Below are 24608 nucleotides of genomic sequence, written 5' to 3' on the forward strand. Positions count from 1 at the left end.
GATGTCGTTTTAGCCTGCATCAATGCTACTACCTTCTTCAAGTATGATTTGGCCTATGGAGGCATCTTTGTTTAGAGGGCTAAGATCGTAAAAAGATATGCCGTCTAATTTGGCTTCTATGGTGCCTTTGTTAATAAGGGTGCCTATTTTATTGCCTGATTCTGCTAAGATACCATGATTTGCAGACTTTAAGGTTCCGCTATTTATTAAAGTTTGGATGGATCCTTGGGATTTATTAAGAGAAATGGCTATAATGTCTGCATTTCTATCATTGCTTCTTTGTGATTCTATGGTGCCTGAGTTTTTGAAAGTATTTATAGTAGAATCATAGCTTAAAATACCAAATTTAGAATTATTACCTCCTGTAATTATGCCACTTTTAGCATTATAAAAATTATCTATCTTTGTACCTTTTTCAAGATTAATTCCATGTATTTGTTTGTTACTACTATTACTCTTAATAGTCCCAAAGTTTATAAGATTTTCTATAGTAGCACTATTATTACCATTAGTATCATTTCTCAAAGCAATAGCTTCTCCTTCTATAGTACCTATATTGGTAAAGTATTTTATATTTGCACCTAAATTAACATTAACACCTTTTTTATTACTCTTAATGCTATTCCAGTTAGTAAAAGTAGTAATATATGTATTACCTAAATAAATAGCTTCACCATTTTTTCCTTCTATAGTGCCTATATTAGTAAAATCATATATGGTGGATCGATCTTTGTTATTTTCATTATTATTTCCCCAAACTACCACACCAAATTTAGATACATTATTACCTATTTTGCCTGCATTGAAGAAAAATCCTATATCAGCACCATTTTGATTGTTAACTCCTATTTCTACACTGGCTTTATCGCTTGTTCCTTGAAGGGTTCCATTGTTTAAGAAAAGAAAGGTGTTTGAATCTTTTTCATTTAAAAATATAGCTTGATGTTTGCTACCGCTTGGTTGTATTCTACCGTCTTTTGTTATGAAGATAAGACCATCTTTATTAGAACCTCTATCATGTCCTATAGTTTTAGTACTTGTTTCACTAGAATTGACATAGATATAACCTTCATAAGCATTGGCCATAGTACAAGAACTTAAAAAAGAAATAGTTACTAAAGAAAGGTTTAATTTTTTTGGGGCTAGTTTTTTTGAAGGAAAAGAAATTTTCAAAGCCCCTCCCCATAAGAGGTTTTTTATCTAACATCTTATTACCCCTCCCCTGTAGAAGATTTTAAAAGTGTTTTTTTCATGGAATCATCCTTATTAAAGTTTTGAGATTTTATTGTGTATTTTAGTTTTATACTATAAACTCATCTTTTTAAGATATGTTTATGCTTTAAATTAAGTATAAAAGTAAGATAAAATATAAATAATTATGTAATGATAAAATATATTGTTTTAAAAGGAGGTTAAAAACTAATTGCTTTATGACTTTTTGTTTATTGTATTTAGAAGGTATTTGGGAGATTTTTGGTATTAGGATTTGGTAGTTTTTGACTAGCTATTTTAGAGTAGGCTTATCTTTTTGTGTTAAAAATAGTTTGGATATTTGGATTTATTTTTTTTCTTTTCTTATCGCAAATATCATTCCACCAAAGCTTATAATCACAACAATAAAAATAAAAATAATTTCAAAAATATCTAGCATACTCATCGTTCTTCCATCCTTTCTTTAAGCTGTCCGCAGGCTGCTGAAATGTCAAGTCCTTTGCTTTCTCTTATGGTGCAAGTTACGCCTTTGTTACTGAGTAGATGCTGAAATTTGATAGCATTTTCTAAATTAGGGCGTTTATACGGGCTTCCTTCATGAGGGTTAAAAAGAATCAAATTGACCTTGGCTTTTATACCGTTTAAAAGCTTGACTAATTCTTTAGCGTGTTCGAGCTTGTCATTAATGCCATTGATTAAAAGATATTCAAACATAACTCTTTTTCTTTGATCGATGGGAAAGGATTTCACAGCATCCATAATCGCAGCGATATTATAGGCTTTATTAATAGGCATAAGTTCAGTGCGAAGTTCGTCATTTACTGCGTGAAGTGAGATGGCAAGCAAAACACCTAGATTCATTTTGCCTAATTCTTTGATCTGTCGGGCTAGGCCACTTGTGCTTAGGGTTTGACGGCGTGGACTGATGGCTAGGCCATCGTTTTGTGAAAGAATTTTTATGGTTTTAGAGACATTTTTGAGATTATCAAGAGGTTCTCCCATACCCATATAGACTACGTTTACCCGGCGTTCATAGGGGATATTGTTGTGTTTTTTAATCCATAGAATTTGCCCGACTATTTCTCCTGCTTTTAAATTCCTTTTTAAGCCGCCTTTAGCTGTGAGACAGAAACTACAGCCACTTTTGCACCCAACTTGTGAAGAAACGCAAATGGTAAATCTCGCATGAGAGATTCTTTTGCCTTCTTTATCTAGTTTTTCTTCTTTCATGGGTAAAAGCACGCTTTCTATTCTTAAACCATCCCTGAGTTCAAAAAGATATTTTATGCTTCCATCTTTGCTTTGCTGATGTTTGATGCATTGTACGGGGTTAAAATGAAAATTTTGTGCTAATTCCAAACGCAAATCTTTTGGTAAGTTTGACATGGAAGAAAAATCCTCTGCATATTTTTGATAAATCCATTGATAAATTTGTTTCACGCGAAACATTGGTTTGATTTTTTCTTCTAATTCTTGAGGTAAAAAATCTAATATATTTTCAAGTTCTTTCAAATTTTTCCTTTAAATATAGTGATGTTGTTTAAGATAATTTGTTAATTTTTCTTTGGCTTTTTGATGATTTTTTATGAAATCTTCATGAGCGTTTTGGTTGCAAAAATTTGTCGCACATAAAATACATTTTACACTGATATCTAAATTCTGCGCTACGCTTAAAACCGAAAAAGCTTCCATATTTTCTGCGAAAAAGCCTAATTTTGCAAATTCTTTTGCGGCTAGGGTGTTTTGGCAAATATAATTTGAAGAATTGATTTTGATAGTTTCACGCGAAACATTTTTATTTTTTATATGAATTTCATTTTTCGCTGGAGTGTAAAAAGCATTAGAAATTTTAGAAAATTCTATATTAAAAGCATGAGAGCTTTCATAGATTTCTAGAATTTTTCCTTCACCATAAAGCCCACAAGTCCCTATAAATATTATCTTAGAAGGTTGTTCTTTGAGGCAAAGTCGCATTAGGTTAAAAGCAGATTCTACCAAGCCTATGCCTATGGCTTTTGCAAAAGAGAAATTTTCATTTCCGCCAGCACAAACGATCATTTTTATCCTTAATAAAAATTTACAAAAATAATTTTATCTAAAAAGACTTAATTAAGAATTTTTAGATAAAATAATCTTATAATGGTTAAAGCAAAAAAGCAATATGGACAAAATTTTTTGATCGATAAAAGTGTATTAACAAAAATCATCCAAGCCATACCCAAAGAAACAGATAATATCGTTGAGATTGGGCCTGGCTTAGGTGATTTAACGCAAGAGCTTTTAAAAATTTCGCAAGTAAAAGCCTATGAGATTGATAGTGATCTCATACCTATTTTGAAAAAGAAATTTCATAAAGAACTTGAATGTGGAAAATTAAACTTGGTTAATCAAGATGCAAGCGAGGCTTTTGTGCCTACTCTTGATGAAAAGCCATATTTTTTAGTTGCAAATTTGCCTTATTATATCGCAAGTCGCATTATACTTCAAGCTTTAGAAGATAAGAATTGTTTAGGGCTTATTGTAATGGTGCAAAAGCAAATGGCTGAAAAATTTTGTGCTGAAGAAGGAAATAGTGATTTTTCTTCTTTAAGCGTTTTAAGTGCCATGATTTGTGAGAGAAAATTACTTTTTGATGTTGATCCGCAGTGTTTTAATCCATCGCCAAAGGTTGTTTCATCGGTGATGAGTTTGATTAAAATCAAGGATTTTGATGATCTTTGTGAAATAGAAGGTTTTAAAAATTTTCTAAAAGACTGTTTTAAAGCTCCTAGAAAACAGATTTTAGGTAATTTAAAAACTCATAAAAACGAAGTTTTAGAAGTTTTAAGTACTCTTGGCTTAAAAGAAAACATCAGACCACATGAAATTTGCGTTGATTCATACCTTAAAATTTATAATAAATTAAAGGATGAATATGGATGAAAACAAACAAATAAATAATAATGAATCAAATCCAAACTCAACTTCGAAAAACAATAAACGCTATAAATATAAAAATCATAGGAAAAAACCACTCGATGCTTCGCGAAATGAAACAGATAGTTTAAAAACTAATCCAAATTCGCCTTCAAGTAAAGAAAGTGTTGAAAATAAAGTTGAGAAAAAAAAGAAGAAAAATCGCAATCTTCCTTCTAAACTCACTGGGAATGAAGAGTGGCAAATCGCCCTTGCTGAGTCCATAGAAGCTAATCGCATTTGTCATGAAAACCGCTTGCACCCTTTAAAATACAATAATTCTAGCGATCATAAAATTCGTATTACTCCGCTTGGAGGATTGGGTGAAATAGGGGGGAATATTAGTGTTTTTGAAACAAATAAGGATGCTATTATTATAGATATTGGCATGAGTTTCCCTGATGGGACAATGCATGGGGTTGATATTATTATCCCTGATTTTGATTATGTAAGGAAAATCAAAGATAAAATTCGTGGTATCATCATCACCCATGCGCATGAAGATCATATCGGGGCGGTTCCTTACTTTTTTAAAGAATTTCAATTTCCTATTTATGCTACTCCTTTAGCTTTGGGGATGATTTCAAACAAATTTGAAGAGCATGGTTTAAAAGCAGAGCGTAAGTGGTTCCGTCCTGTGGAAAAACGCCGCATTTATGAGATAGGGGAATTTAATATAGAATGGATCCACATTACTCATTCTATTATTGATGCTTCTGCTTTAGCGATTAAAACCAAAGCAGGTACTATCATCCACACGGGAGATTTTAAAATAGATCAAACCCCTATTGATGGCTATCCGACTGATTTGGGGCGTTTGGCGCATTATGGAGAAGAAGGGGTTTTGTGTCTTTTAAGTGATAGTACGAATTCTTATAAAGAAGGCTATACAAAAAGCGAAAGTTCTGTAGGACCGACTTTTGATCAAATTTTTGCCCGTACTAAAGGCAGGGTGATTATGAGTACTTTTAGTTCTAATATCCACCGCGTTTATCAAGCTATCACTTACGGATTAAAATACGGCAGAAAAATATGTGTGATTGGAAGATCTATGGAAAGAAATCTTTATACTACCATGGAATTAGGCTATATTAAACTTGATAGAAAAATTTTCATTGATGCAGATGAAGTAAGCAAGTATAAAGATAATGAAGTGCTTATAGTCACAACAGGAAGCCAGGGCGAAACTATGAGCGCGCTTTATAGAATGGCTACAGATGAGCATAAATTTATAAAGATAAAGCCTACGGATCAAATCATCATTTCAGCTAAGGCCATACCTGGTAATGAGGCGAGCGTTTCGGCTGTGCTTGACTATCTTTTAAAAGCAGGAGCTAAGGTGGCTTATCAAGAATTTAGCGAAATCCATGTGAGTGGGCATGCAAGCATAGAAGAGCAAAAACTCATGCTTATTCTCACTAAGCCGAAATTTTTCCTCCCTGTGCATGGAGAATACAATCATATTACCAAGCACAAAGAAACTGCTATGAAATGTGGTATTCCTGAAAGAAATATTTATCTTATGAGTGATGGGGATCAAGTAGAGCTTTGTCAAAAATACGTCAAACGCATTAAGACTGTAAAAACAGGCAAGGTTTTTGTAGATAATCAAATCAATAAGCAAATCGCAGATGATGTGGTTATAGATCGTCAAAAGCTTGCAGATAGTGGTATAGTTGTGATTATCGCACAGCTTAATAAAGCTACGAAAACTTTAATCAATAAGCCTAGGGTATTTAGCTACGGTCTTGTAGCTGATAAACATGATCATGCTTTTAGTAAAGATATGGCAGAGGTTTTAGGGCAGTTTTTTGCTAATATAAAAGATGAAGTTTTAAATGATCCTAAATTTTTAGAAAACCAAATACGTCAAGTTTTAAGAAAGCACATCTTTAGAAAGATTAAAAAATACCCGACCATAGTCCCTACTATTTTTATAATGTAAAGGCGGTATTTCTAGGAAGGCTAAATGAGGATTAATAAATTTATATCGCATAATACTTCTTATTCGCGTCGCGAAGCTGATGAGCTTATCAAGCAAGCTTGGGTGAAAATAAATAATAAAATAGCCCTTTTAAGTGATGAAGTTAAAGACGAAGATAAGGTTTTTATCAAGGGTAAAAGAGTGCAAAAAAAAACCCAATTTAGCGTAATACTTTATCACAAACAAAAAGGTGAAATTGTGAGTAAAAAAGACGATCGCGGAAGGAAGACTATTTATGATACTTTGCCTCAATCTTTTAGATCTTGGTTAAGTATTGGAAGGCTTGATTATGCAAGCGAAGGCTTGCTTTTGCTTACAGATTCTGCTGTGATCGCTGATGCTTTAATGCATAGCGATTTAGAAAGAGAATATTATCTTAAGATCAAAGGTATGATCAATAAAGAGGTCATAAAAGCCATGCAAAATGGACTTGAAATCAAAAACGAAAAAAAAGGAGCCCATGCGAAAACAAAAATCACGTCTATGAGTTTTACTCCTTTTGTAGGCTTTGAAATTTTTGGTTCAAGTGGAGGCTATACTAAGCTTAGGGTGATTATTAATGAAGGTAAAAATAGAGAGCTTAGGCGTTTTTTTGCGCATTTTGATCTTGAGGTTATGGATCTTAAGCGTGTGGCTTTTGGAGCTTTAGATCTTGGGGTGTTAAAACCAGGCAAGCACCGTTACTTAGAAAGCGGTGAGTATGAAAAATTAAGAGACTTTTTAAAAGCAAATCAAATAAGATATTAATTAGAGTTTTTAAAAGTCTTTATGAAGATTTTATTGATTTTTAAAGACTGTATCATAGATATAAATCATAGACGAAATTTATATTTTTATCCTTTTAAAAAGGATAAAAATGTCAAAATTTGCTAAAATTCCTTGACTTTCAAAGCAAGATTTTATATACTCTCATTTCAATTTTTACAAATTTGGTTAGTCATTAAGACTGACGAGTTCTTTTTAAAGGAAAAATTATGGAAAGAATCAGGCTTAAGTTAAAAGCTTATGACCATCGAGTACTAGACAGAACAGTTGCAGCAATTGTAGAAGCTGTTAAAAGAACGGGTGCGGATATTAGAGGTCCGATACCAATGCCTACTAAAATCAAACGCTATACAGTTTTAAAATCTCCACATATTAACAAAGATTCTCGTGAGCAGTTTGAAATAAGAATTCATGCACGTATGTTAGACATCGTAGCAGCGACTCCAGATACAGTTGATTCTTTAACTAAGCTTGATTTAGCACCGGAAGTAAACGTTGAAGTAAGAGCTATGGGTAAGTAAGGATAAGATCATGGAATATATTGTAGAAAAAATTGGAATGAGTAGGACGATTACTAATCCAAGTATGGCTGTAACTTTGCTAAGAGTTATAAATGCAAAAGTATGTGAAGTCAAAGATGGCAAAGCTTTAGTAGCATATCCAAAAGGTAAAGCAAGCAATAAATGCGTTTTAGGACAACAAAAAAAATATAATCTTTCTTCAGAATACAATAAATTTGTAACTTTAGAAGTGGCTAACACTCAAGCAGGTGATTTGGATGAAACTCCTTTAAATGAAGCAAAAATTTTAAAAGTAAGTTTTAACACTAAAGGTAGAGGCTACAGTGGTGTTGTAAAAAGACATAATTTCGCAGGTGGTCCAGCAAGTCATGGTTCAAGATTCCACCGACGTCATGGATCTATAGGTAATAGAGAGTGGCCAGGTCGTGTCCAACCAGGTATGAAAATGGCAGGACATTATGGAAATACTAAAGTAAGTGTTAAAAATGAAGTCGTATCTTATGATGCTGAAAATAAAATTTTAGTAGTTAAAGGTGCAGTACCAGGCTACAATGGTGCTATGGGTAAAATAAGGATTGCAAAATGAGTAAAGTAGTTGTTTTAAATGATAAATTAGAAAAAGCAGGCGAGCTTGATTTGCCTTCAAAATACGCAGAAGTAAACCCACACAATCTTTATTTGTATGTTAAATCCTATCTTGCAAGCCTTAGAGCAAATACAGCACATACTAAAGGAAGAAGCGAGGTAAGCGGGGGTGGTAAAAAACCTTGGAGACAAAAAGGCCGTGGCGGTGCTAGAGCAGGTTCAAATAGAACAAATGTTTGGGTAGGCGGTGCTGTTGCCTTTGGTCCAACAAATGAAAAAAACTACTTCCAAAAAGTCAATAAAAAACAAAAAAGATTAGCACTTGAAAGGGCTTTAGCAGATAAGGCAGCTAAAGGGACTTTATTTGCCGTTGATTCTTTAGAGATTCAAAGCGGTAAAACAAAAGATGCTAATGCTGTAGTTAAAAAGCTTGGCCTTAAGGATGTTTTAATTGTTAAAGATTTACTAGATGAAAAAACACTTTTAGCTTATAGAAATTTAGCAAATTGCTATGTGGTGGATGTAAGCGAGGTTAATGCTTATTTAGTATGTGTATTTAATGCTGTTATTATAGAAAAATCAGCGTTAAAATCTATTACAAAAGAGGGATAATTATGGCAGATATTACTGATATAAAGACTATACTTTACACAGAGAAAAGTTTGAATTTGCAAGAGCAAGGTGTCGTAGTTATTCAAACTTCACCCAAAATGACTAAAACAGGTTTAAAAGCTGTTTTAAAAGAATATTTTGGTGTAACCCCAAAAAGCATCAATTCTTTAAGAATGGATGGCAAAGTCAAACGTTTTAGAGGGCGTTTAGGTCAAAGAAATGATTATAAAAAATTTTACGTTAAGCTACCTGAAGGGGTCAGCTTAGAAAATACGGAGGTTTAAAATGGCAATTAAAACTTATAAACCCTATACGCCAAGTAGAAGATATATCACAGGTTTAAGTTCTGAGGATATTACGGCTAAAGCAAGCGTGCGTTCTTTGCTTGTGAAACTTCGTGCACATGCAGGCCGCAATAGTTATGGAAGGATTACAAGCCGTCATAAAGAAGCAGGTGCTAAAAAACTTTATAGAATTATAGATTTTAAACGTCGTAAATTTGGTATAGAAGGTAAAGTTGAAGCGATTGAATATGATCCGTATAGAAATTGTAGAATTGCTTTGATCGCTTATAGAGATGGTGAGAAAAGATACATTCTTCAACCACGTGGATTGAATGTGGGCGATATCGTTGCAGCTGCTGAAAGTGGACTTGATATCAAGCCAGGTAATGCAATGAAACTTAAAAATATTCCCGTAGGTAGTATAGTTCATAATGTTGAGTTAAAACCAGGTAAAGGCGGTCAAATGATCCGTTCTGCAGGATCTTATGCGCAGCTTATGGGTAAAGAAGAAAAATACGTTATCTTAAGACTTGCAAGCGGAGAAATGAGACAAGTTTTAGCTGAATGTATGGCAAGTATCGGCGAAGTGGGCAATGAAGAATGGGCAAATATAACCATAGGTAAAGCAGGTAGAAACCGTCATAGAGGCATACGTCCGCAAACAAGAGGCTCTGCGATGAACCCAGTAGATCACCCACACGGTGGGGGTGAAGGCAAGAAAAATTCAGGCCGTCATCCTGTAACTCCATGGGGCAAACCAACCAAAGGTGCGAAAACTCGTCGTAAAAAAGCTAGCGATAAGCTAATAATTTCAAGAAGAAAAGGAAAATAAAGATGGCTAGATCACTAAAAAAAGGTCCTTTTGTAGATGATCATGTAATGAAAAAAGTTATCGCTGCTAAAAAGGCTAATGATAATAAACCTATTAAAACTTGGTCAAGAAGAAGTACTATTATTCCTGATATGATAGGGCTTACATTTAATGTTCATAATGGTAAAAGTTTTATTCCAGTTTATATCACTGAAAATCATATAGGCTATAAATTGGGTGAATTTGCACCAACACGCACATTTAAAGGGCATAAGGGCTCTGTGCAAAAGAAAATCGGTAAGTAAGGGATAAGATATGAGTAAAGCATTGATTAAATTCATAAGATTATCTCCGACTAAAGCAAGATTGATTGCTAGAGAGGTTCAGGGGATGAATGCAGAATTAGCTATGGCTAGTTTAAAATTTATGCCAAATAAGGGTGCAAAATACATTGCAAATGCAATTTCAAGTGCAGTGGCAAATGGTGGTTTTGAGGCAAATGAAGTGATTGTGAAAAGTTGTCGTGTTGATGCTGGTGCTGCATTAAAAAGATTTAGACCAAGAGCTAGAGGGAGTGCAAGTCGTATTAGAAAACCCACTTCTCATATTTTAGTTGAAGTAGCAAAAGATCAAGCAGGTGATGAGAAAAAAACACTGGCTAAAAAAACAAGCACTAAAAAAGCAACAGTGAAAAAGGAAAGCTAATGGGACAAAAAGTTAATCCAATTGGTCTAAGACTAGGAATCAATAGAAATTGGGAGTCAAGATGGTTTCCAACTAAAGCAAATTTAGTAGAAAATATCGGTGAAGATTATAAAATCAGGGCTTTTTTGAAAAGAAAACTTTATTATGCAGGAATCAGTCAAATTTTAGTAGAAAGAACAGCAAAAAAACTTCGTGTGACTGTAGTAGCTGCAAGACCTGGTATCATCATTGGTAAAAAAGGCAGTGATGTTGATAATTTAAAAAAAGAATTGCAAGATTTAATCAATAAAGATGTCAATATCAATATCAAAGAAGAAAGAAAAGCAGGATCTTCAGCCCAACTTGCCGCTGAAAGCGTTGCAACCCAGCTTGAAAAAAGAATTGCTTTTAGAAGAGCTATGAAAAAAGTCATTCAAGGTGCACAAAAAGCAGGTGCTAAAGGGATTAAAGTTTCAGTTTCGGGCCGTTTAGGCGGTGCTGAAATGGCAAGAACAGAGTGGTATCTTGAAGGACGCGTTCCGCTTCATACTTTAAGAGCAAAAATCGATTATGGTTTTGCAGAAGCTAGAACCACTTATGGAAATATAGGCGTTAAAGTTTGGATCTTTAAAGGTGAGGTATTGCACAAAGGTATGCAAGCTGAAAAAACTGAAGAAAATACTCCTGCTAAAAAGTCAAGACGTACAAGAAGGAGTAAATAATCATGTTAATGCCAAAAAGAACTAAATATCGCAAAATGATGAAAGGGCGTAATAGAGGTTATGCCAACCGTGGAACAGAATTTACTTTTGGTGAATTTGCCTTAAAAGCGACTCAAGCAGGGCGTATTAACTCACGTCAAATTGAAGCTGCGCGTATTGCTTTGACTCGTTTTGTTAAAAGACAAGGAAAAACTTGGATTAGGGTCTTCCCTGATAAGCCTTTGACAAAAAAGCCTTTAGAAACTCGTATGGGTAAAGGTAAGGGTGCTGTTGAAGAATGGGTAATGAATATCAAGCCAGGTCGTATTATATATGAAATGGCAGGTGTAAATGAAGAAACTGCAAGACAAGCATTGACTTTAGCTATGCATAAACTTCCATTTAAAACTAAGTTTATTACAAGAGAGAGCCAAAATGAAATATACTGAGATCAAAGATAAAACAGCAGCTGAGCTTGCAACAATGCTAAAAGAAAAAAAGGTGCTTTTATTCACTTTAAAACAAAAGCTAAAAACAATGCAGCTTACTAACCCAAAAGAGATTAGTCAGCTTAGAAAAGACATTGCTAGAATAAATACAGCAATTAACGCTTTAAAATAAGGATAAAATATGGCATTTAAAAGAGAAATTCAAGGCGTTGTTGTTAAAATCGCTGGTGAAAAAACTGTGAGTATTTTGGTTGAGAGAAAAGTGGTTCATCCAAGATACAGAAAAATTGTTAAACGCTTTAAAAAATATTTAATTCACGATGAGAGGAATGAAGTTAAAGTAGGGGATACTATTATCGCAGTAGAATGTAGACCGCTTTCAAAAAGAAAATCATTCCGCTTAAAATCTATATTAGCTACAGGAGTTGAGTAATGATTCAAAGTTTTACAAGACTTGCAGTTGCTGATAATAGCGGTGCAAAAGAATTAATGTGTATTAAAGTTTTAGGGGGTAGTAAAAGAAGATATGCTACTGTAGGTGATGTGATCGTTGCATCTGTGAAAAAAGCTTTACCAAATGGGAAAGTTAAAAAGGGCCAAGTGGTAAAAGCGGTTATTGTGAGAACTAAAAAAGAGATTCATAGAGAAAATGGTTCTTTAATCCGTTTTGATGAAAATGCTGCTGTCATTCTTGATAATAAAAGAGAGCCTATTGGAACGCGTATTTTTGGCCCAGTGGGTAGAGAAGTCAGATATGGTGGCTTTATGAAAATCGTTTCACTAGCACCGGAGGTATTATAATGGCAGTTAAATTAAAAATCAAAAAAGGTGATAGCGTCAAGATTATCACAGGTGATGATAAAGGCAAAATAGGCAAGGTTTTAGCAGTGTATCCAAAGACTCTTAAAGTAGTGGTGCAAGGATGCAAGATCGCTAAAAAAGCTATAAAACCTAGTGAGAAAAACCCAAATGGGGGTTTTATCAATAAAGAAATGCCTATGGATATTTCTAATGTGGCAAAAGTTCAGGAGTAAGCGATGATGAGATTAAAAGAAAAATATAATCAAAGCGTTAAAGCTGCATTGGTTAAAGAATTTGATATTAGTAATCCTATGCTTGTGCCTGGAATTGAAAAGGTGGTTATTAGCGTAGGAGCAGGGGAATTAGCCAAAGATCAAAAAGTATTGCAAAATATCGCAGATACTCTTTCTTTAATCGCAGGCCAAAAAGCTGTGATCACCAAAGCAAAAAAATCAGTCGCAGGATTTAAGGTACGCGAAGGCTTCTCTGTAGGCGTAATGGTAACTTTAAGAAAAGAGAATATGTATGCTTTTCTTGATAAATTAATTTCTATTGCTTTGCCAAGAGTGAAAGATTTTAGAGGTTTGAGTAGGGATGGCTTTGATGGACGTGGGAATTATAACTTCGGTCTTGATGAGCAATTAATGTTTCCAGAAGTTGAGTATGATAAGATTTTAAGAACTCATGGTATGAATATTTCTATAGTTACAACAGCACAAAATGATAAAGAGGCACAAAAGTTATTAGAACTTATGGGTGTGCCGTTTGCAAAAGGAAAATAATATGGCTAAAAAATCAATGATTGCAAAAGCGGCGCGCAAGCCTAAATTTAAAGTTAGAGCTTATACAAGATGCCAAATTTGTGGACGTCCGCATTCAGTTTATAGGGATTTTGGAATTTGTAGGGTTTGTTTAAGAAAAATGGGCAATGAAGGTTTGATTCCAGGTCTTAAAAAAGCAAGTTGGTAAGGATAAAATATGATAAATGATATTATTTCAGATTCACTCACCCGCATTAGAAATGCAGGAATGAGAAAGCTTGAAACAACCAAGCTTTTGCATTCTAAAGTTGTAGAAGCTTTAGTTGGGATTTTCCAAGCTAAGGGTTATATTGAAAGCTTTAATGTTATTACAGAAGATAAAAAGAAATTCATCAATGTAGTTTTAAAATACGATGAAAAAGGCAAGAGTGTTATCAATGAGCTTAAAAGAATTTCTAAGCCGGGTCGTCGCGTTTATAAAGGTAAAGATGAAATCAAACGTTTTAAAAATGGTTATGGTACTATAGTAGTTAGCACAAGTCAAGGCGTTTTAGCCAATGATGAAGCTTATAAAGCAGGTGTTGGCGGCGAAATTTTATGTACCATTTGGTAAAAAATCTGCTTTTTATGGCATTGGGTATGCATTCTTTTAAAAAAGTAGAAATATCCTAGACAAATAAAAAGGAAAAACATGTCTCGTATAGGTAAACAACCAGTTGCTATTCCAACAGGAGTAGAGGTGAAATTAGAAGGGAATTTGCTTCAATTTAAAAAAGGCAATTTAGCAAAAACCCTTGATATGAAAGCAAATGTAAATGTTGAGATTAAAGATAATAACATACTTTTTTCTCCAAAAGGCGAAGACAGACAAAGCCGAGCGTATTGGGGGACTTATAGAGCTTTAGCTTATAATATTGTTATAGGTTTAACCCAAGGTTTTTCAAAAACTCTTGAAGTTAATGGGGTTGGTTATAAAGCGACTTTAAAAGGGAAAATTTTAGAATTAAGCCTTGGTTTTTCGCATCCTATTAATTATGAAATTCCAGAAGGCATTGAAATTGTAGTTGATAAAAACACTATTATAGTTAAAGGAAGCGATAAGCAAGTTGTGGGTCAAGTTGCTGCTCAAATTCGTGAATTTAGACCACCAGAACCTTATAAAGGCAAAGGCGTTAAGTATGCTGATGAACGCATCATACGCAAAGCTGGTAAGACATCTAAGAAGTAAGGGTAGAATATGAGAGCAAATGTATTAAAAAGAAAACTCACTTTAAGAATTAAAAGAAAAAAAAGAATTAGAGCAAAAATTTCAGGATGTGAAAATTTTCCAAGAATTTCTGTATTTAAATCAAACAGAACTCTATATATCCAAGCCATTGATGATGTTAAAGCTGTGACTTTAGCAGCAATAGATGGGCGTAAAATTGGTGTTAAAGCAAATAAAGAAGGTGCTAAGAAAATCGCTGCAGAATTTGCTAAAACTTTAAAAGCTAAGAATATAGAACAAGCCATTTTTGATAGAAATGGTTATATTTATCATGGTGTTATTGCAGCATTAGCAGAGTCTTTAAGAGAAAATGGCATTAGGCTATAAGGGGTAAATGGATGGAAAAATATAATAGAGAAGAATTTGAAGAAGTAATTGTTGATATTGGTAGAGTTACTAAGGTCGTTAAAGGTGGCAGAAGATTTAGATTTACTGCTTTAGTTATAGTTGGAAACCGCAAAGGTTTAGTAGGTGTGGGTTATGGCAAGGCTAAAGAAGTCCCTGATGCTATACGTAAAGCAGTAGATGATGCTTTTAAAAACATGGTTGAAGTAAAAACTAGAGGTTCGACTATAGCACACGATGTGGAAGTAAAATACAATGCCAGTAGGATTTTGCTTAAACCAGCTAGTGAAGGTACAGGGGTTATCGCAGGGGGTTCTACACGTCCTATTGTGGAACTTGCAGGTATTAAGGATATCTTGACTAAGTCTTTAGGATCGAATAACTCAGCTAATGTGGTTCGTGCTACAATCAAAGCTTTAACAATGCTAAAAGGATAAAAAGATGAATTTAACAAAAGCAGCGGGTTCAACGCACAAAACCAAAAGAATAGGCCGTGGACAAGGTAGCGGCATGGGTAAAACCGCTACTAGAGGAGGCAAGGGTCAAACCGCTAGAAAAGGTTATAATGAAAAAAGAGGTTTTGAAGGTGGACAACAACCACTTCAAAGAAGACTTCCTAAAGTAGGTTTTACTTCTAGTGTGAAAAAGCCTTATGTGATCAATGTAGAAAAAATCGTAGCTGTCAAAGAACTTAGCGAAATCACTCTTGAAAGCATTAAAAGCGTTCATAAGGTTTCAAAATCTGTAAATAAAATCAAATTAATCGGTGCAAGTGCGAAAGACTTAGTATCGAAAATTAAAGACGAGAATATTAGCGTCACCGGATTAAAATATAATGAATAGAGCATTGGTGAATAAGATTTTAATCACTTTGGCATTTTTGTTTGCTTATAGGGTTCTAGCTTATGTGCCAGTTCCTGGAGTTAATGCTGATGTGATTGCAGAATTTTTTAACAACAATCAAAATAATGCTTTAGGTTTATTTAATGTTTTTAGTGGTGGAGCGGCTGAGCGCTTTTCTATCATTTCTTTAGGCATTATGCCTTATATCACAGCTTCTATTATTATGGAGCTTCTTGCAGCGACTTTTCCCAATATAGGTAAAATGAAAAAAGAACGCGATGGTATGCAAAAATACATGCAAATCATCCGTTATGCTACTATTGCTATTACTTTAGTGCAAAGCATAGGCGTTGCTATAGGTTTGCAAAGTCTGCATGGGCGTGGGGGTATGAGTGCTATCATGATAGAAGATTTAAATGTCTTTATCGCACTTTGTGCTATTTCTATGCTTGCAGGGACTATGCTTTTGATGTGGCTTGGAGAGCAAATCACACAAAGGGGCATTGGCAATGGTATTTCTTTGATCATTTTTGCGGGTATAGTTTCGGGTATTCCAAGAGCGATTTTAGGTACTGTAGGGCAAATTAACTCAGGTGAGATGAATTTTTTAACCGCTTTTGCTATTTTTGCTTTGATTTTGATCACTATAGGTGTGATTATCTATGTAGAATTAGGAGAAAGAAGAATCCCTATTTCTTACTCTCGCAAAGTCGTTATGCAAAATCAAAATAAACGCATTATGAATTATATCCCTATTAAATTAAATCTTAGTGGGGTTATTCCTCCGATTTTTGCTAGTGCGATTTTGATGTTTCCAACAACTATTTTGCAAACAAGCACAAATCCTTATTTGCAAGCTATAAATGATTTTTTAAATCCTAATGGCTATTTATTTCATGTTTTGACTTTTTTATTTGTGATTTTCTTCGCATATTTTTATGCTTCTATAGTTTTTAATGCTAAAGATATAGCTGAAAATCTTAAAAAACAAGGGGGTTTTATCCCTGGAATTCGTCCAGGAGAGGGAACTTCTAATTATCTTAATGAGGTTGCTTCGCGTTTGACTTTATCAGGTTCTATTTATTTAGGGCTTGTGGCGACTTTGCCATGGGTTTTGGTTAAATTCATGGGCATACCTTTTCATTTTGGTGGTACTTCAGTGCTTATTGTTGTACAAGTGGCACTTGATACAATGAGAAAAATTGAAGCTCAAATTTATATGAGTAAATACCAAACTTTAAATGCTGTAGGTTTATGAAATCAGCAAGCATCATTTTTGCTGATTTGACTTTTAAATCAAGGCTTTTGTTTTTTATTTATTTTGCTTTTATTAAAAAACTAGCCTTGATGTTTTAAATTCCCTTTTAAATTATATTTTTATTTGTTTTACTATGATAATTTTGCTTTTATAAATGTGATTTAGTTTTCTTAAATCGATTTTATAAGTAGAATTTAAACTTTTTTAGCTAAATTCAGCTTTTTATTTAACAAGGTGTAAAATGAAGAAAAATTTAATCATCGTAGAATCTCCAGCTAAAGCTAAAACTATAGGAAATTTTTTAGGGAAAGATTACGAAGTCATCGCTTCTAAAGGACATATTAGGGATTTACCTAAGTCAAGTTTTGGGATTAAGATTGAAGAAGATGCTTTTATCCCAGAGTATAGGATCACAAGTGATCATAGTGCCTTGGTTAAAGAACTTAAAGCTAAAGCTAAAAATGCAAAAGAAATTTACCTTGCAACGGATGAGGATAGAGAAGGAGAGGCTATAGCCTACCATATTGCTAAGGCTATTGGCAAGGATGAAAAGACTTTGCCGCGTATAGTTTTTCATGAGATTACTAAAAGTGCTATAGAAAAAGCTTTAAAAAATCCTAGAAAACTCAATATACATTCTATAAATGCCCAGCAAACTAGGCGTTTATTAGATCGTATTGTAGGGTATAAATTAAGCCCTTTACTAGGACAAAAGATCCAAAAGGGCCTTAGTGCAGGGCGTGTTCAAAGTGCGGCTTTAAAAATCATTGTCGATCGTGAAAAAGAAATCCGTGCTTTTGTCCCTTTAGAGTACTTTAGTATAGATATGATTTTTCATGAAGATTTGGATGCAGAACTTGTAGAATTTGATAAAGCAAAAATAGAAAAGCTTAGCATTACTAATAAAGATCGTGCCAAAGTTATTTTTCAAGCATGCCAAAATCAAGGCTATAGTATAAGTGATATTGAAAGCAAAGAAAGAAAAATCGCCCAGCCCCCGCCTTTTATGACTTCAACCTTGCAGCAAAGTGCTAGCAATCGCCTTGGTTTTAATCCTAAAAAAACCATGATGATAGCGCAAAAACTCTATGAAGGGGTTAATACTCATGAGGGTATTATGGGGGTTATTACCTATATGAGAACAGATAGTCTTAATTTAGCTAAAGAAGCCTTAGAAAATGCTAGAACTTTTATACAAAGTCATTTTGGCAAAGATTATCTTCCAAGTAAGGCAAATATTTACACAACAAAAACCAAGGGTGCACAAGAAGCTCACGAAGCCATAAGACCTACGAATTTAAACTTCACCCCAGAGCTTGCATCGAAGTTTTTAGATAAGGATGAGTTAAATCTTTATACTCTTATTTACAACCGCTTTTTAGCGTGTCAAATGAGTCCTGCACTTTCTCAAATTCAAAATGTCTTTGTGAAAAATGATAGGGCTGTGTTTAAAATCAGTGGTAGAAAAATCCTTTTTGATGGGTATTATAAAGTCTATGGAGATAAGGATAGGGATAAGATCTTACCCCATCTTCAAATAGGCCAAGATTTAAAAATTCAAAATCTAGAAATGAATTCGCATTTTACTGAACCTCCTTCAAGGTATTCTGAAGCAGGGCTTGTAAAAAAACTTGAAAGCTTAGGCATAGGGCGCCCTTCTACTTATGCGCCTACTATTTCTATACTTACAAGCCGTGATTATGTAAGGATTGATAAAAAACAACTCATTCCTAGCGAAATAGCTTTTAGTGTGACTGAGGTGCTTGAAAAAAATTTTAGTGATATAGTCGATACACAATTTAGTTCTAATCTTGAAAACACCCTAGATCAAATCGCTGAAGATAAAGCAGATTGGCAAGAAACTTTAAAAGAGTTTTATTATCCTTTCATGAGAAAGATAGAAGAGGGAAAAACAAAAATCGCAAGTCAAAAAACCGTAACCAAACTAGGCGAGGCTTGCCCTCAATGCGGTGGAGAACTTGCCATTAGAAAAGGGCGTTTTGGAGAATTTGTGGCGTGTTTGAATTTCCCAAAATGCAAGTACTCAAGGAATTTAAAAAATGAAAGTGAAAATGCTTTAGAAAGCAAATTTGCTAAGCCAAATACTACAGGTATTGCTTGCCCAAATTGCAAGCAAGGAGAGCTTGTGGAGCGTTTTTCAAAACGGGGTAAATTCTATGGATGTAGTAGCTATCCTCAATGTAATTTTATAAGCAAATACAAACCAAGCGATGAAAAATGCGAAAAATGCGGGGAAAATTTGGTGATTAAGGAGCTTAAAAAAGGGACATTTTTAGAATGTTTAAAATGCAAAGTTAAAAAAGAAATAAAGGATTAAAATGCAAATCATGCTTTGTGCTATTTCAAATATAGCCAGTGGGAATTGTTCAGAAGATTGTAAATACTGCACTCAAAGTGCTTATGTAAAAACAAATATCCAAAAATACCGTTGTAAGGACCTTTCTCAAATCGTTCTTGAAGCAAAAATAGCCAAAAAAAATGAAGCTTTGGGCTTTTGCTTGGTTACAGCAGGACTTGGGCTTGATGATGAGAAATTAGAATATGTTTGTAAAGCTGCAAGGGCTGTGCATAAAGAAGTGCCTAATTTGCTTCTTATAGCCTGTAATGGTATGGCGAGTGTAGAGCAGCTTAAAGAGCTTAAAAAGGCCGGTATTTTTTCTTATAATCACAATCTTGAAACTTCAAAGGAATTTTTCCCTCAAATTTGCACCACTCATACTTGGGAAAGCAGATTTCAGACGAATTTAAACGCTAAAGAAGCAGGACTTATGCTGTGCTGTGGTGGGATCTATGGCATGGGTGAGAGTGAGGAAGATAGATACAGTTTAAGAAAGTCTTTGCAAGAGTTAAATCCTTTTTCTAGTCCTATTAATTTTTTTATCGCGAATGAGAATTTGAATTTAAAAGTTCCTAAGCTTGATGCTGATGAAGCTTTAAATATCATACGCCAAAGCAAACAAGCCTTGCCTGATTGTGTTATCATGGTAGCTGGGGGACGTGAGTTTGTTTTAGAAGACAGACAGTATGAAATTTTCCAAGCGGGTGCAGGTGCTATAGTGGTTGGGGATTATTTAACCACCAAAGGAGAAGCGCCAAGCCGTGATATTATGAAGCTAAAACAAATGGGATTTACTTTTGCATCAGAGTGTCATTGATCCTCAAGCTTTAAATGATTTAAAGATACTTATTGTTATTGCTTTGTGCTTGCTTTTTTCTGTACATATTGCCAAAATTTTACGCTTGCCTGTAGCCGCTACAGAGATTTTATTAGGGGCTGTGATAGCGTATTTTGGTTTTATCTCAAAGAGTGAGAATTTTGATCTTTTGGCTAATGTGGGTTTTTATTATCTTATGTTCATAGCAGGCATGGAAGTGAATTTAAGAGATTTTTTTAATATGGACAGGCAAATAGCCAAAAAAAGTTTTTTTTATATTCTTTCGCTTTATATTTTATCTTCTTTTGTAGTGTGGATTTGTAAGCTTTCTTTAGTTTTTGTTATTATTATACCTGTGATGAGTGTGGGGCTTTTGGCTTTGCTTTTTAAAGATTTTGGCAAGGAATGTTATTGGCTGAATGTGGCTATGATAGTGGCTACCTTGGCTGAGGTGGTTTCTATTGTTTTTTTAACTATAGCAGATGCGTTTTTGCGCGAGGGCACAAGCGTTATTGATGTGGTGCAAAGCATTTTGTATCTTAATATCTTTTTGGGACTTTGTTGGCTTTGTTTTAAAATGCTTGGAGTGCTTTTTTGGTGGTATCCGCAGCTTAAGGTAGTTTTGATGCCTTGGGAAGATAAGGATGAAAAAGATATAAGATTTTGCATGGCGATTTTTATTTTGATTATTGTTGCTATGGTTATTACAAAGCTTGAAATCGTTCTTGGATCTTTTATTGCAGGATCTTTTATTGCGACTTTTTTTGATCATAAAAAAGACCTTGAGCATAAGCTTTCTGCTTTTGGGCATGGTTTTTTAATTCCTGTTTTTTTCATCCATATAGGATCTACTTTTGATCTTAGAATGATTTTAGATTATAAGATCGTTCTTGAAGCTTTTTTCTTGATGTTTGTTATGATAGGCTTAAGAATCGTATGTGCAAGTATTTTTTTCAGAAAAATCGGTTTTAAAAATACTATTTTATTTGCATTAAGCCATTCTATGCCTTTGACTTTGCTTATTGCTACGGCTACGCTAGGGTATTCTGGAAAAGTCATTGATGAGAAGTTTTATGCGGCATTGATTTTAACAGCTTTATTTGAAGCTATTATAGTTATGAGTGCGATTAAATTCCTTGCTCTTGCTAAAAAATGAAGTTACTTTTCTACTCAAAAAAACAAATAAAATCTTAAAATTTTAATAATTGAAAAGCTTATAATCGTTATTTTTTTGTTAAAATTATTAAAGCAACAACAAACAAGGAGTAAGAATGTCAAATTCCGTTACTATAACTGATAATAGAAATGGAAAAAGCTATGAATTTCCTATATATGATGGTACTATAGGCCCTAGTGTTGTGGATATGTCAAGTTTTTATAAACAAACAGGAATGTTTTCTTATGATGAGGGTTTAACCTCTACAGCCACTTGTAAATCTAAAATCACTTATATAGATGGAGAAAATGGCATTTTAATGCATCGTGGCTATCCTATAGAGTGGCTTGCACAAAATAAGCTTTATTTAGATGTGGTGCATCTTTTGCTTTATAAAGAACTTCCTGATTCTAGTCGTCTTGAGGCTTTTCGCTATGAGATGAAAAAGCGTTCTTTTATCCATGAGGGCATGCACCGTCTTTTTGACTCTTTTCCTGATAATGCACATCCTATGGCGGTCTTGCAAGGTGCGGTCTCATCGCTTAGTGCTTTTTATCCTGATCATTTAAATATGAATGTCAAAGAAGAATATATGGAAATGGCAGCGCGCATCATAGCTAAAATTCCTACTATAGTGGCCACAGCTTATCGCTATAAGCATGGATTTCCTATGGCTTATCCGAATTTAGATCGTGGTTTTACTGAAAATTTCTTGTATATGCTAAGAACTTATCCTTATAATCATGTCAAGCTTAAGCCTATAGAGATTAAAGCCCTTGATACGGTATTTATGCTTCATGCTGATCATGAACAAAATGCTTCAACTTCTACTGTGCGCGCAGTAGGATCAACTCATGCGCATCCTTATGCCTGTGTTTCAGCAGGTATAGGTGCGCTTTGGGGGCATGCGCATGGTGGGGCTAATGAAGGCGTTATTAGAATGCTTGAACAAATAGCTAGCGTGGATAAGGTTGATGAGTATATCAAAAAAGCCAAAGATAAAAATGATCCTTTCCGTTTAATGGGATTTGGACATAGGGTTTATAAGAATTTTGATCCTCGTGCTAAAGTCTTGAAAAAACTCCGCGATCAACTCATCGATGAATTAGATCTTGATACGAATTTAATTAAAGTTGCAACGCGTATAGAAGAAATAGCTTTAAATGATGATTATTTTGTCCAAAGAGGATTGTATCCTAATGTGGATTTTCATAGTGGGCTTATTTTAAAAGCTTTAGGAATTCCTAATGAAATGTTTGCTACACTTTTTGTCATAGGACGTACCCCAGGATGGATAGCACAATGGATAGAGCAAAAAGAACAAGAAAGTCTTAAAATAGTTCGTCCAAGACAGCTTTATTTGGGTGAGAGTCATTTGGATTTGACTTAAATTATGGAATGTAAATTCCATACAATCTTCTTAAAATATTTTAGAAAGTTTTATCATGCTTAATCTCGACAAATTATTATCGCTTGCTATGGATGGGGCTTATGCGGCTTCAAAGGCTATTTTAAAAGAACGCCAGGATTTAAAAATTTGGCAAAAAGAAGATAAAAGCCCCCTAACATCAGCCGATCTTGCTTCTAATGAAATTTTAAATGAGATTTTGCGATCTTCAGATATTGCTATTTTGTCTGAAGAGAATTTATTTAGCCTAGAAGCATGCAAGGATTTGAAATATTTTTGGCTTATTGATCCTCTTGATGGGACGAGTGGGTTTTTAAAAGGTAGTGATGAGTTTTGCGTGATGATAAGTTTAGTTTATGAAAAACGCCCTGTTTTATCCCTCATACAAAACCCTTCAAAAGGCGATATTTTCTATGCTCATGCAAAAACTAAGGTCTATAAAAATGATAAAATTTTATCAATCTGTGATGAAAAATATGAAAAAAACAAATTTAAAGCCCTTCTTAGTATGAATCATTTATGCCAAGAGGATGAAGCATTTGCTAAAGAACATCAACTACAAGCTCTTAATATAGGTTCAGGGCTTAAATTCTGCGCTATTTTAGAGGCTAAGGCCGGGGTTTATAAAAGATTTCAAAGCCTTTATATTTGGGATATAGTAGCTGGAGATTTTTTGGTCAATCAAAATGGTGGATTTATGGGAGATTTTTCTAAAAAAATGCTTTCATATCATCCTTTAGATCATAAGGCTAAGCCTTTTGTCTGTGTTTCTTCTAAGAAATTTTTGCAAGATTTTTGCAAGGATTAGCATGTGGCGTTTGCTTTTACTAATGAGCTTGGCTTTAAATGCTTTAGCAAGTAATTTTGGTCAAAAAAAAATCCTTACTATAAAACCTCATGCAGATGAGTTTAAAATCATCGATCTTAAGCAAAAGGTCTTAAGTCCAAGTTTGGATCAGCAAAAGGCTTTATTTGACAGCTCTACTTTGATAGAAAAAAAAACCATAAAAGATAAAAATATAGACTTTGCTATAGTTTTGACTTTTAAGGAGACTTTTGGGTATTTTTTAGAGGATTTTAGGATTAGTGCTAAGGAATTTTCTAAGGAATTTTCTAGGAATTTTATCCATTATTTTAAGTTTAATTTGGCAAATCGTAGCGCCAATAATCTTTATCAAGATTCTAAAGCTTTGTATTTTAGTCCTAAGGATGCTAAGCTTGTAAATGTAAGTGCTTTTTTGAAAAAAGAGGAGGATAAATCTAAAACCTATATCAAATTCATCGATTATCTTATGGTAGTGAATTTAGAAGAGTTTTATGTCAATATTACTCATTATGGTTTTGTTAAAACATATCAAGGCATGGCTAAGATCAATGTGAAGTTACTTTCTACTAAAGATGCAAAAATTCTCATGGCAAAAAATATCAAAATGAAACTAGCATTAAAATCTATCCATGCTCAACAAAATTATCAAAACATCCTTCAACAAATGCCTAAAATGCTAAATCAAGCTATAGAAAAAGAATTCTCAAAACTTAAAATTTTATGAGATCAAGTTTATCAAGCATGTAAATTTTGTAAGCATAAGAGTGTTAAAATTCGTTTCAAAAAACTCTAAACCTAAAAGTCTTTTAGCTTATTTAAAGATTAATAAGCTTAGACTATAAAAGAATAAGCCTTCCTAAACTTTTATTTCTTTAACTCTTCTAGTTTAACTTTCTAATTTAACTCTCTCCTACCACAAATAATTAAACTGTGCAAAGGCTGTATGACTCGTTCCTTCTTTAGAAGATATAGTATTATAATTAATACTCATATGAAAGCTAGGGTTTAAAGGAAGTATTAAAGCTGTACTTAAATACCTTTGTATTCTAGCTAATTCAAACTCATCTTCTACCTTTACACTTCCAAAGCGTGCTTTAGAAGCTATACTAGGATTGGCATAAAACTTAGCACCTAATTCTAAAGAAGTCTTTAAATGAGGCAACCAATCTTCAAACCAAGTAAAGCTAGCCTTAGTGCTTAAAAG

General features: G+C 33.9%; 34 protein-coding genes and 1 pseudogene. 30 read left to right on the plus strand and 5 right to left on the minus strand.

The window, feature by feature from the left end:
• Positions 1-9: 9 nt before the first annotated feature.
• The 4 genes from GRQ01_RS06895 to GRQ01_RS06905 all read right to left on the minus strand — a co-directional run bounded on the left by GRQ01_RS06895 (position 10) and on the right by GRQ01_RS06905 (position 3270).
• Positions 10-1173 (minus strand): hypothetical protein, encoded by a 1164-nt coding sequence (locus GRQ01_RS06895; protein WP_158335042.1) that lies wholly within the window; start codon positions 1171-1173, stop codon positions 10-12.
• A gap of 385 nt (positions 1174-1558) precedes the next feature.
• Positions 1559-1657 carry a hypothetical protein gene (locus GRQ01_RS07720; RefSeq protein ID WP_227656246.1) on the minus strand — a complete coding sequence of 33 codons (99 nt, stop codon included), beginning with the start codon at positions 1655-1657 and terminating at the stop codon, positions 1559-1561.
• On the minus strand, positions 1654-2724 hold the full coding sequence (gene rlmN / locus GRQ01_RS06900; RefSeq protein ID WP_158335043.1) for a dual-specificity RNA methyltransferase RlmN: 1071 nt from the start codon (positions 2722-2724) through the stop codon (positions 1654-1656). The genes GRQ01_RS07720 and rlmN overlap by 4 nt, the downstream gene beginning before the upstream one ends.
• 9 nt (positions 2725-2733) lie before the next feature.
• The gene (locus GRQ01_RS06905; RefSeq protein ID WP_158335044.1) at positions 2734-3270 is read right to left on the minus strand and encodes a nucleoside phosphorylase-I family protein; all 537 of its coding nucleotides are present in this window, start codon (positions 3268-3270) and stop codon (positions 2734-2736) included.
• 81 nt (positions 3271-3351) lie between these two features.
• Here GRQ01_RS06905 and rsmA point away from each other — a divergent pair, with 81 nt between their 5' ends.
• The 30 genes from rsmA (at position 3352) to GRQ01_RS07055 (ending at position 24128) form a co-directional block, all read left to right on the plus strand.
• Complete coding sequence (gene rsmA, locus GRQ01_RS06910; protein ID WP_158335045.1) at positions 3352-4134, plus strand: 16S rRNA (adenine(1518)-N(6)/adenine(1519)-N(6))-dimethyltransferase RsmA; 783 nt, start codon at positions 3352-3354, stop codon at positions 4132-4134.
• Positions 4121-6112, plus strand: a complete 1992-nt coding sequence (locus GRQ01_RS06915) for a ribonuclease J (protein WP_158335046.1) — start codon at positions 4121-4123, stop codon at positions 6110-6112. Before rsmA ends, GRQ01_RS06915 begins: the two co-directional genes overlap by 14 nt.
• 24 nt (positions 6113-6136) lie before the next feature.
• Positions 6137-6898, plus strand: a complete 762-nt coding sequence (locus tag GRQ01_RS06920) for a pseudouridine synthase (protein ID WP_158335047.1) — start codon at positions 6137-6139, stop codon at positions 6896-6898.
• A gap of 227 nt (positions 6899-7125) precedes the next feature.
• On the plus strand, positions 7126-7437 hold the full coding sequence (rpsJ, locus tag GRQ01_RS06925; RefSeq protein ID WP_066779250.1) for a 30S ribosomal protein S10: 312 nt from the start codon (positions 7126-7128) through the stop codon (positions 7435-7437).
• 10 nt (positions 7438-7447) lie between these two features.
• A complete protein-coding gene (gene rplC, locus GRQ01_RS06930; RefSeq protein WP_158335048.1) occupies positions 7448-8023 on the plus strand; it encodes a 50S ribosomal protein L3 in 576 nt (191 codons plus the stop codon).
• Entirely contained in the window at positions 8020-8634 is a 615-nt protein-coding gene (gene rplD, locus GRQ01_RS06935; RefSeq protein ID WP_158335049.1) for a 50S ribosomal protein L4, read from the plus strand. The genes rplC and rplD overlap by 4 nt, the downstream gene beginning before the upstream one ends.
• A 2-nt stretch (positions 8635-8636) precedes the next feature.
• Positions 8637-8918 carry a 50S ribosomal protein L23 gene (locus tag GRQ01_RS06940; RefSeq protein ID WP_158335050.1) on the plus strand — a complete coding sequence of 94 codons (282 nt, stop codon included), beginning with the start codon at positions 8637-8639 and terminating at the stop codon, positions 8916-8918.
• A 1-nt stretch (position 8919) separates the two neighbouring features.
• Positions 8920-9750: a 50S ribosomal protein L2 gene (rplB, locus tag GRQ01_RS06945; protein WP_158335051.1), complete on the plus strand. Its 831-nt coding sequence runs from the start codon at positions 8920-8922 to the stop codon at positions 9748-9750.
• 2 nt (positions 9751-9752) lie between these two features.
• Positions 9753-10034 carry a 30S ribosomal protein S19 gene (gene rpsS, locus GRQ01_RS06950; protein ID WP_002779444.1) on the plus strand — a complete coding sequence of 94 codons (282 nt, stop codon included), beginning with the start codon at positions 9753-9755 and terminating at the stop codon, positions 10032-10034.
• 10 nt (positions 10035-10044) lie between these two features.
• A complete protein-coding gene (gene rplV / locus GRQ01_RS06955) occupies positions 10045-10434 on the plus strand; it encodes a 50S ribosomal protein L22 (protein WP_158335052.1) in 390 nt (129 codons plus the stop codon).
• On the plus strand, positions 10434-11135 hold the full coding sequence (gene rpsC, locus GRQ01_RS06960; RefSeq protein ID WP_158335053.1) for a 30S ribosomal protein S3: 702 nt from the start codon (positions 10434-10436) through the stop codon (positions 11133-11135). Before rplV ends, rpsC begins: the two co-directional genes overlap by 1 nt.
• A gap of 2 nt (positions 11136-11137) precedes the next feature.
• Positions 11138-11563: a 50S ribosomal protein L16 gene (gene rplP, locus GRQ01_RS06965; protein ID WP_158335054.1), complete on the plus strand. Its 426-nt coding sequence runs from the start codon at positions 11138-11140 to the stop codon at positions 11561-11563.
• Positions 11550-11735: a 50S ribosomal protein L29 gene (gene rpmC / locus GRQ01_RS06970; RefSeq protein ID WP_158335055.1), complete on the plus strand. Its 186-nt coding sequence runs from the start codon at positions 11550-11552 to the stop codon at positions 11733-11735. Before rplP ends, rpmC begins: the two co-directional genes overlap by 14 nt.
• A 9-nt stretch (positions 11736-11744) precedes the next feature.
• Positions 11745-11996, plus strand: a complete 252-nt coding sequence (gene rpsQ / locus GRQ01_RS06975) for a 30S ribosomal protein S17 (protein WP_158335056.1) — start codon at positions 11745-11747, stop codon at positions 11994-11996.
• Positions 11996-12364, plus strand: a complete 369-nt coding sequence (gene rplN / locus GRQ01_RS06980; RefSeq protein WP_027304924.1) for a 50S ribosomal protein L14 — start codon at positions 11996-11998, stop codon at positions 12362-12364. Before rpsQ ends, rplN begins: the two co-directional genes overlap by 1 nt.
• Positions 12364-12597 carry a 50S ribosomal protein L24 gene (rplX, locus tag GRQ01_RS06985; RefSeq protein ID WP_158335057.1) on the plus strand — a complete coding sequence of 78 codons (234 nt, stop codon included), beginning with the start codon at positions 12364-12366 and terminating at the stop codon, positions 12595-12597. Before rplN ends, rplX begins: the two co-directional genes overlap by 1 nt.
• A 3-nt stretch (positions 12598-12600) precedes the next feature.
• Positions 12601-13146 (plus strand): 50S ribosomal protein L5, encoded by a 546-nt coding sequence (rplE, locus tag GRQ01_RS06990; RefSeq protein WP_158335058.1) that lies wholly within the window; start codon positions 12601-12603, stop codon positions 13144-13146.
• Between the two features lies 1 nt (position 13147).
• A complete protein-coding gene (locus tag GRQ01_RS06995; protein ID WP_002851478.1) occupies positions 13148-13333 on the plus strand; it encodes a type Z 30S ribosomal protein S14 in 186 nt (61 codons plus the stop codon).
• Positions 13334-13342: 9 nt separating this feature from the next.
• Entirely contained in the window at positions 13343-13738 is a 396-nt protein-coding gene (rpsH, locus tag GRQ01_RS07000) for a 30S ribosomal protein S8 (RefSeq protein ID WP_158335059.1), read from the plus strand.
• A 78-nt stretch (positions 13739-13816) separates the two neighbouring features.
• On the plus strand, positions 13817-14353 hold the full coding sequence (rplF, locus tag GRQ01_RS07005) for a 50S ribosomal protein L6 (protein WP_158335060.1): 537 nt from the start codon (positions 13817-13819) through the stop codon (positions 14351-14353).
• 9 nt (positions 14354-14362) lie between these two features.
• Positions 14363-14719 carry a 50S ribosomal protein L18 gene (gene rplR / locus GRQ01_RS07010; protein WP_158335061.1) on the plus strand — a complete coding sequence of 119 codons (357 nt, stop codon included), beginning with the start codon at positions 14363-14365 and terminating at the stop codon, positions 14717-14719.
• A gap of 11 nt (positions 14720-14730) precedes the next feature.
• Positions 14731-15174, plus strand: a complete 444-nt coding sequence (gene rpsE, locus GRQ01_RS07015; protein WP_158335062.1) for a 30S ribosomal protein S5 — start codon at positions 14731-14733, stop codon at positions 15172-15174.
• 4 nt (positions 15175-15178) lie between these two features.
• Complete coding sequence (gene rplO, locus GRQ01_RS07020) at positions 15179-15580, plus strand: 50S ribosomal protein L15 (RefSeq protein ID WP_158335063.1); 402 nt, start codon at positions 15179-15181, stop codon at positions 15578-15580.
• Positions 15573-16838: a preprotein translocase subunit SecY gene (secY, locus tag GRQ01_RS07025; protein WP_158335064.1), complete on the plus strand. Its 1266-nt coding sequence runs from the start codon at positions 15573-15575 to the stop codon at positions 16836-16838. The genes rplO and secY overlap by 8 nt, the downstream gene beginning before the upstream one ends.
• A gap of 241 nt (positions 16839-17079) precedes the next feature.
• Positions 17080-19176 (plus strand): type I DNA topoisomerase, encoded by a 2097-nt coding sequence (gene topA / locus GRQ01_RS07030; protein ID WP_158335065.1) that lies wholly within the window; start codon positions 17080-17082, stop codon positions 19174-19176.
• Between the two features lies 1 nt (position 19177).
• Positions 19178-20014: a biotin synthase gene (locus tag GRQ01_RS07035; protein ID WP_158335066.1), complete on the plus strand. Its 837-nt coding sequence runs from the start codon at positions 19178-19180 to the stop codon at positions 20012-20014.
• Positions 19995-21170: a cation:proton antiporter gene (locus tag GRQ01_RS07040; protein ID WP_158335067.1), complete on the plus strand. Its 1176-nt coding sequence runs from the start codon at positions 19995-19997 to the stop codon at positions 21168-21170. Before GRQ01_RS07035 ends, GRQ01_RS07040 begins: the two co-directional genes overlap by 20 nt.
• Positions 21171-21285: 115 nt before the next feature.
• A complete protein-coding gene (locus GRQ01_RS07045) occupies positions 21286-22560 on the plus strand; it encodes a citrate synthase (protein ID WP_158335068.1) in 1275 nt (424 codons plus the stop codon).
• A 55-nt stretch (positions 22561-22615) separates the two neighbouring features.
• Complete coding sequence (locus GRQ01_RS07050) at positions 22616-23386, plus strand: 3'(2'),5'-bisphosphate nucleotidase CysQ (protein WP_158335069.1); 771 nt, start codon at positions 22616-22618, stop codon at positions 23384-23386.
• Position 23387: 1 nt separating this feature from the next.
• Entirely contained in the window at positions 23388-24128 is a 741-nt protein-coding gene (locus GRQ01_RS07055) for a hypothetical protein (protein ID WP_158335070.1), read from the plus strand.
• 186 nt (positions 24129-24314) lie between these two features.
• Here the strand turns inward: GRQ01_RS07055 and GRQ01_RS07060 are convergent.
• A pseudogene (locus GRQ01_RS07060) lies at positions 24315-24608 on the minus strand (autotransporter outer membrane beta-barrel domain-containing protein); the annotation flags it as partial.

Origin of the sequence: Campylobacter bilis, assembly GCF_016806695.1 — a bacterium.
GTDB classification, from domain to species: domain Bacteria; phylum Campylobacterota; class Campylobacteria; order Campylobacterales; family Campylobacteraceae; genus Campylobacter_D; species Campylobacter_D bilis.

Coding starts and splice junctions, on each gene's coding strand:
- GRQ01_RS07720 (WP_227656246.1), bottom strand. CDS start 1,657: ATGAGTATGCTAGATATTTTTGAAATTATTTTTATTTTTATTGTTGTG.
- rpmC (WP_158335055.1), top strand. CDS start 11,550: ATGAAATATACTGAGATCAAAGATAAAACAGCAGCTGAGCTTGCAACA.
- rpsH (WP_158335059.1), top strand. CDS start 13,343: ATGATAAATGATATTATTTCAGATTCACTCACCCGCATTAGAAATGCA.
- GRQ01_RS07035 (WP_158335066.1), top strand. CDS start 19,178: ATGCAAATCATGCTTTGTGCTATTTCAAATATAGCCAGTGGGAATTGT.
- rplF (WP_158335060.1), top strand. CDS start 13,817: ATGTCTCGTATAGGTAAACAACCAGTTGCTATTCCAACAGGAGTAGAG.
- GRQ01_RS07050 (WP_158335069.1), top strand. CDS start 22,616: ATGCTTAATCTCGACAAATTATTATCGCTTGCTATGGATGGGGCTTAT.
- rplP (WP_158335054.1), top strand. CDS start 11,138: ATGTTAATGCCAAAAAGAACTAAATATCGCAAAATGATGAAAGGGCGT.
- rplB (WP_158335051.1), top strand. CDS start 8,920: ATGGCAATTAAAACTTATAAACCCTATACGCCAAGTAGAAGATATATC.
- rplV (WP_158335052.1), top strand. CDS start 10,045: ATGAGTAAAGCATTGATTAAATTCATAAGATTATCTCCGACTAAAGCA.
- GRQ01_RS06915 (WP_158335046.1), top strand. CDS start 4,121: ATGAATATGGATGAAAACAAACAAATAAATAATAATGAATCAAATCCA.
- rpsQ (WP_158335056.1), top strand. CDS start 11,745: ATGGCATTTAAAAGAGAAATTCAAGGCGTTGTTGTTAAAATCGCTGGT.
- rplR (WP_158335061.1), top strand. CDS start 14,363: ATGAGAGCAAATGTATTAAAAAGAAAACTCACTTTAAGAATTAAAAGA.
- rpsJ (WP_066779250.1), top strand. CDS start 7,126: ATGGAAAGAATCAGGCTTAAGTTAAAAGCTTATGACCATCGAGTACTA.
- secY (WP_158335064.1), top strand. CDS start 15,573: ATGAATAGAGCATTGGTGAATAAGATTTTAATCACTTTGGCATTTTTG.
- rplE (WP_158335058.1), top strand. CDS start 12,601: ATGATGAGATTAAAAGAAAAATATAATCAAAGCGTTAAAGCTGCATTG.
- GRQ01_RS06920 (WP_158335047.1), top strand. CDS start 6,137: ATGAGGATTAATAAATTTATATCGCATAATACTTCTTATTCGCGTCGC.
- rpsE (WP_158335062.1), top strand. CDS start 14,731: ATGGAAAAATATAATAGAGAAGAATTTGAAGAAGTAATTGTTGATATT.
- GRQ01_RS06905 (WP_158335044.1), bottom strand. CDS start 3,270: ATGATCGTTTGTGCTGGCGGAAATGAAAATTTCTCTTTTGCAAAAGCC.
- rplD (WP_158335049.1), top strand. CDS start 8,020: ATGAGTAAAGTAGTTGTTTTAAATGATAAATTAGAAAAAGCAGGCGAG.
- rpsC (WP_158335053.1), top strand. CDS start 10,434: ATGGGACAAAAAGTTAATCCAATTGGTCTAAGACTAGGAATCAATAGA.
- GRQ01_RS06940 (WP_158335050.1), top strand. CDS start 8,637: ATGGCAGATATTACTGATATAAAGACTATACTTTACACAGAGAAAAGT.
- rplO (WP_158335063.1), top strand. CDS start 15,179: ATGAATTTAACAAAAGCAGCGGGTTCAACGCACAAAACCAAAAGAATA.
- GRQ01_RS06995 (WP_002851478.1), top strand. CDS start 13,148: ATGGCTAAAAAATCAATGATTGCAAAAGCGGCGCGCAAGCCTAAATTT.
- rplX (WP_158335057.1), top strand. CDS start 12,364: ATGGCAGTTAAATTAAAAATCAAAAAAGGTGATAGCGTCAAGATTATC.
- rplC (WP_158335048.1), top strand. CDS start 7,448: ATGGAATATATTGTAGAAAAAATTGGAATGAGTAGGACGATTACTAAT.
- rpsS (WP_002779444.1), top strand. CDS start 9,753: ATGGCTAGATCACTAAAAAAAGGTCCTTTTGTAGATGATCATGTAATG.
- GRQ01_RS07055 (WP_158335070.1), top strand. CDS start 23,388: ATGTGGCGTTTGCTTTTACTAATGAGCTTGGCTTTAAATGCTTTAGCA.
- rsmA (WP_158335045.1), top strand. CDS start 3,352: ATGGTTAAAGCAAAAAAGCAATATGGACAAAATTTTTTGATCGATAAA.
- GRQ01_RS07045 (WP_158335068.1), top strand. CDS start 21,286: ATGTCAAATTCCGTTACTATAACTGATAATAGAAATGGAAAAAGCTAT.
- topA (WP_158335065.1), top strand. CDS start 17,080: ATGAAGAAAAATTTAATCATCGTAGAATCTCCAGCTAAAGCTAAAACT.
- rplN (WP_027304924.1), top strand. CDS start 11,996: ATGATTCAAAGTTTTACAAGACTTGCAGTTGCTGATAATAGCGGTGCA.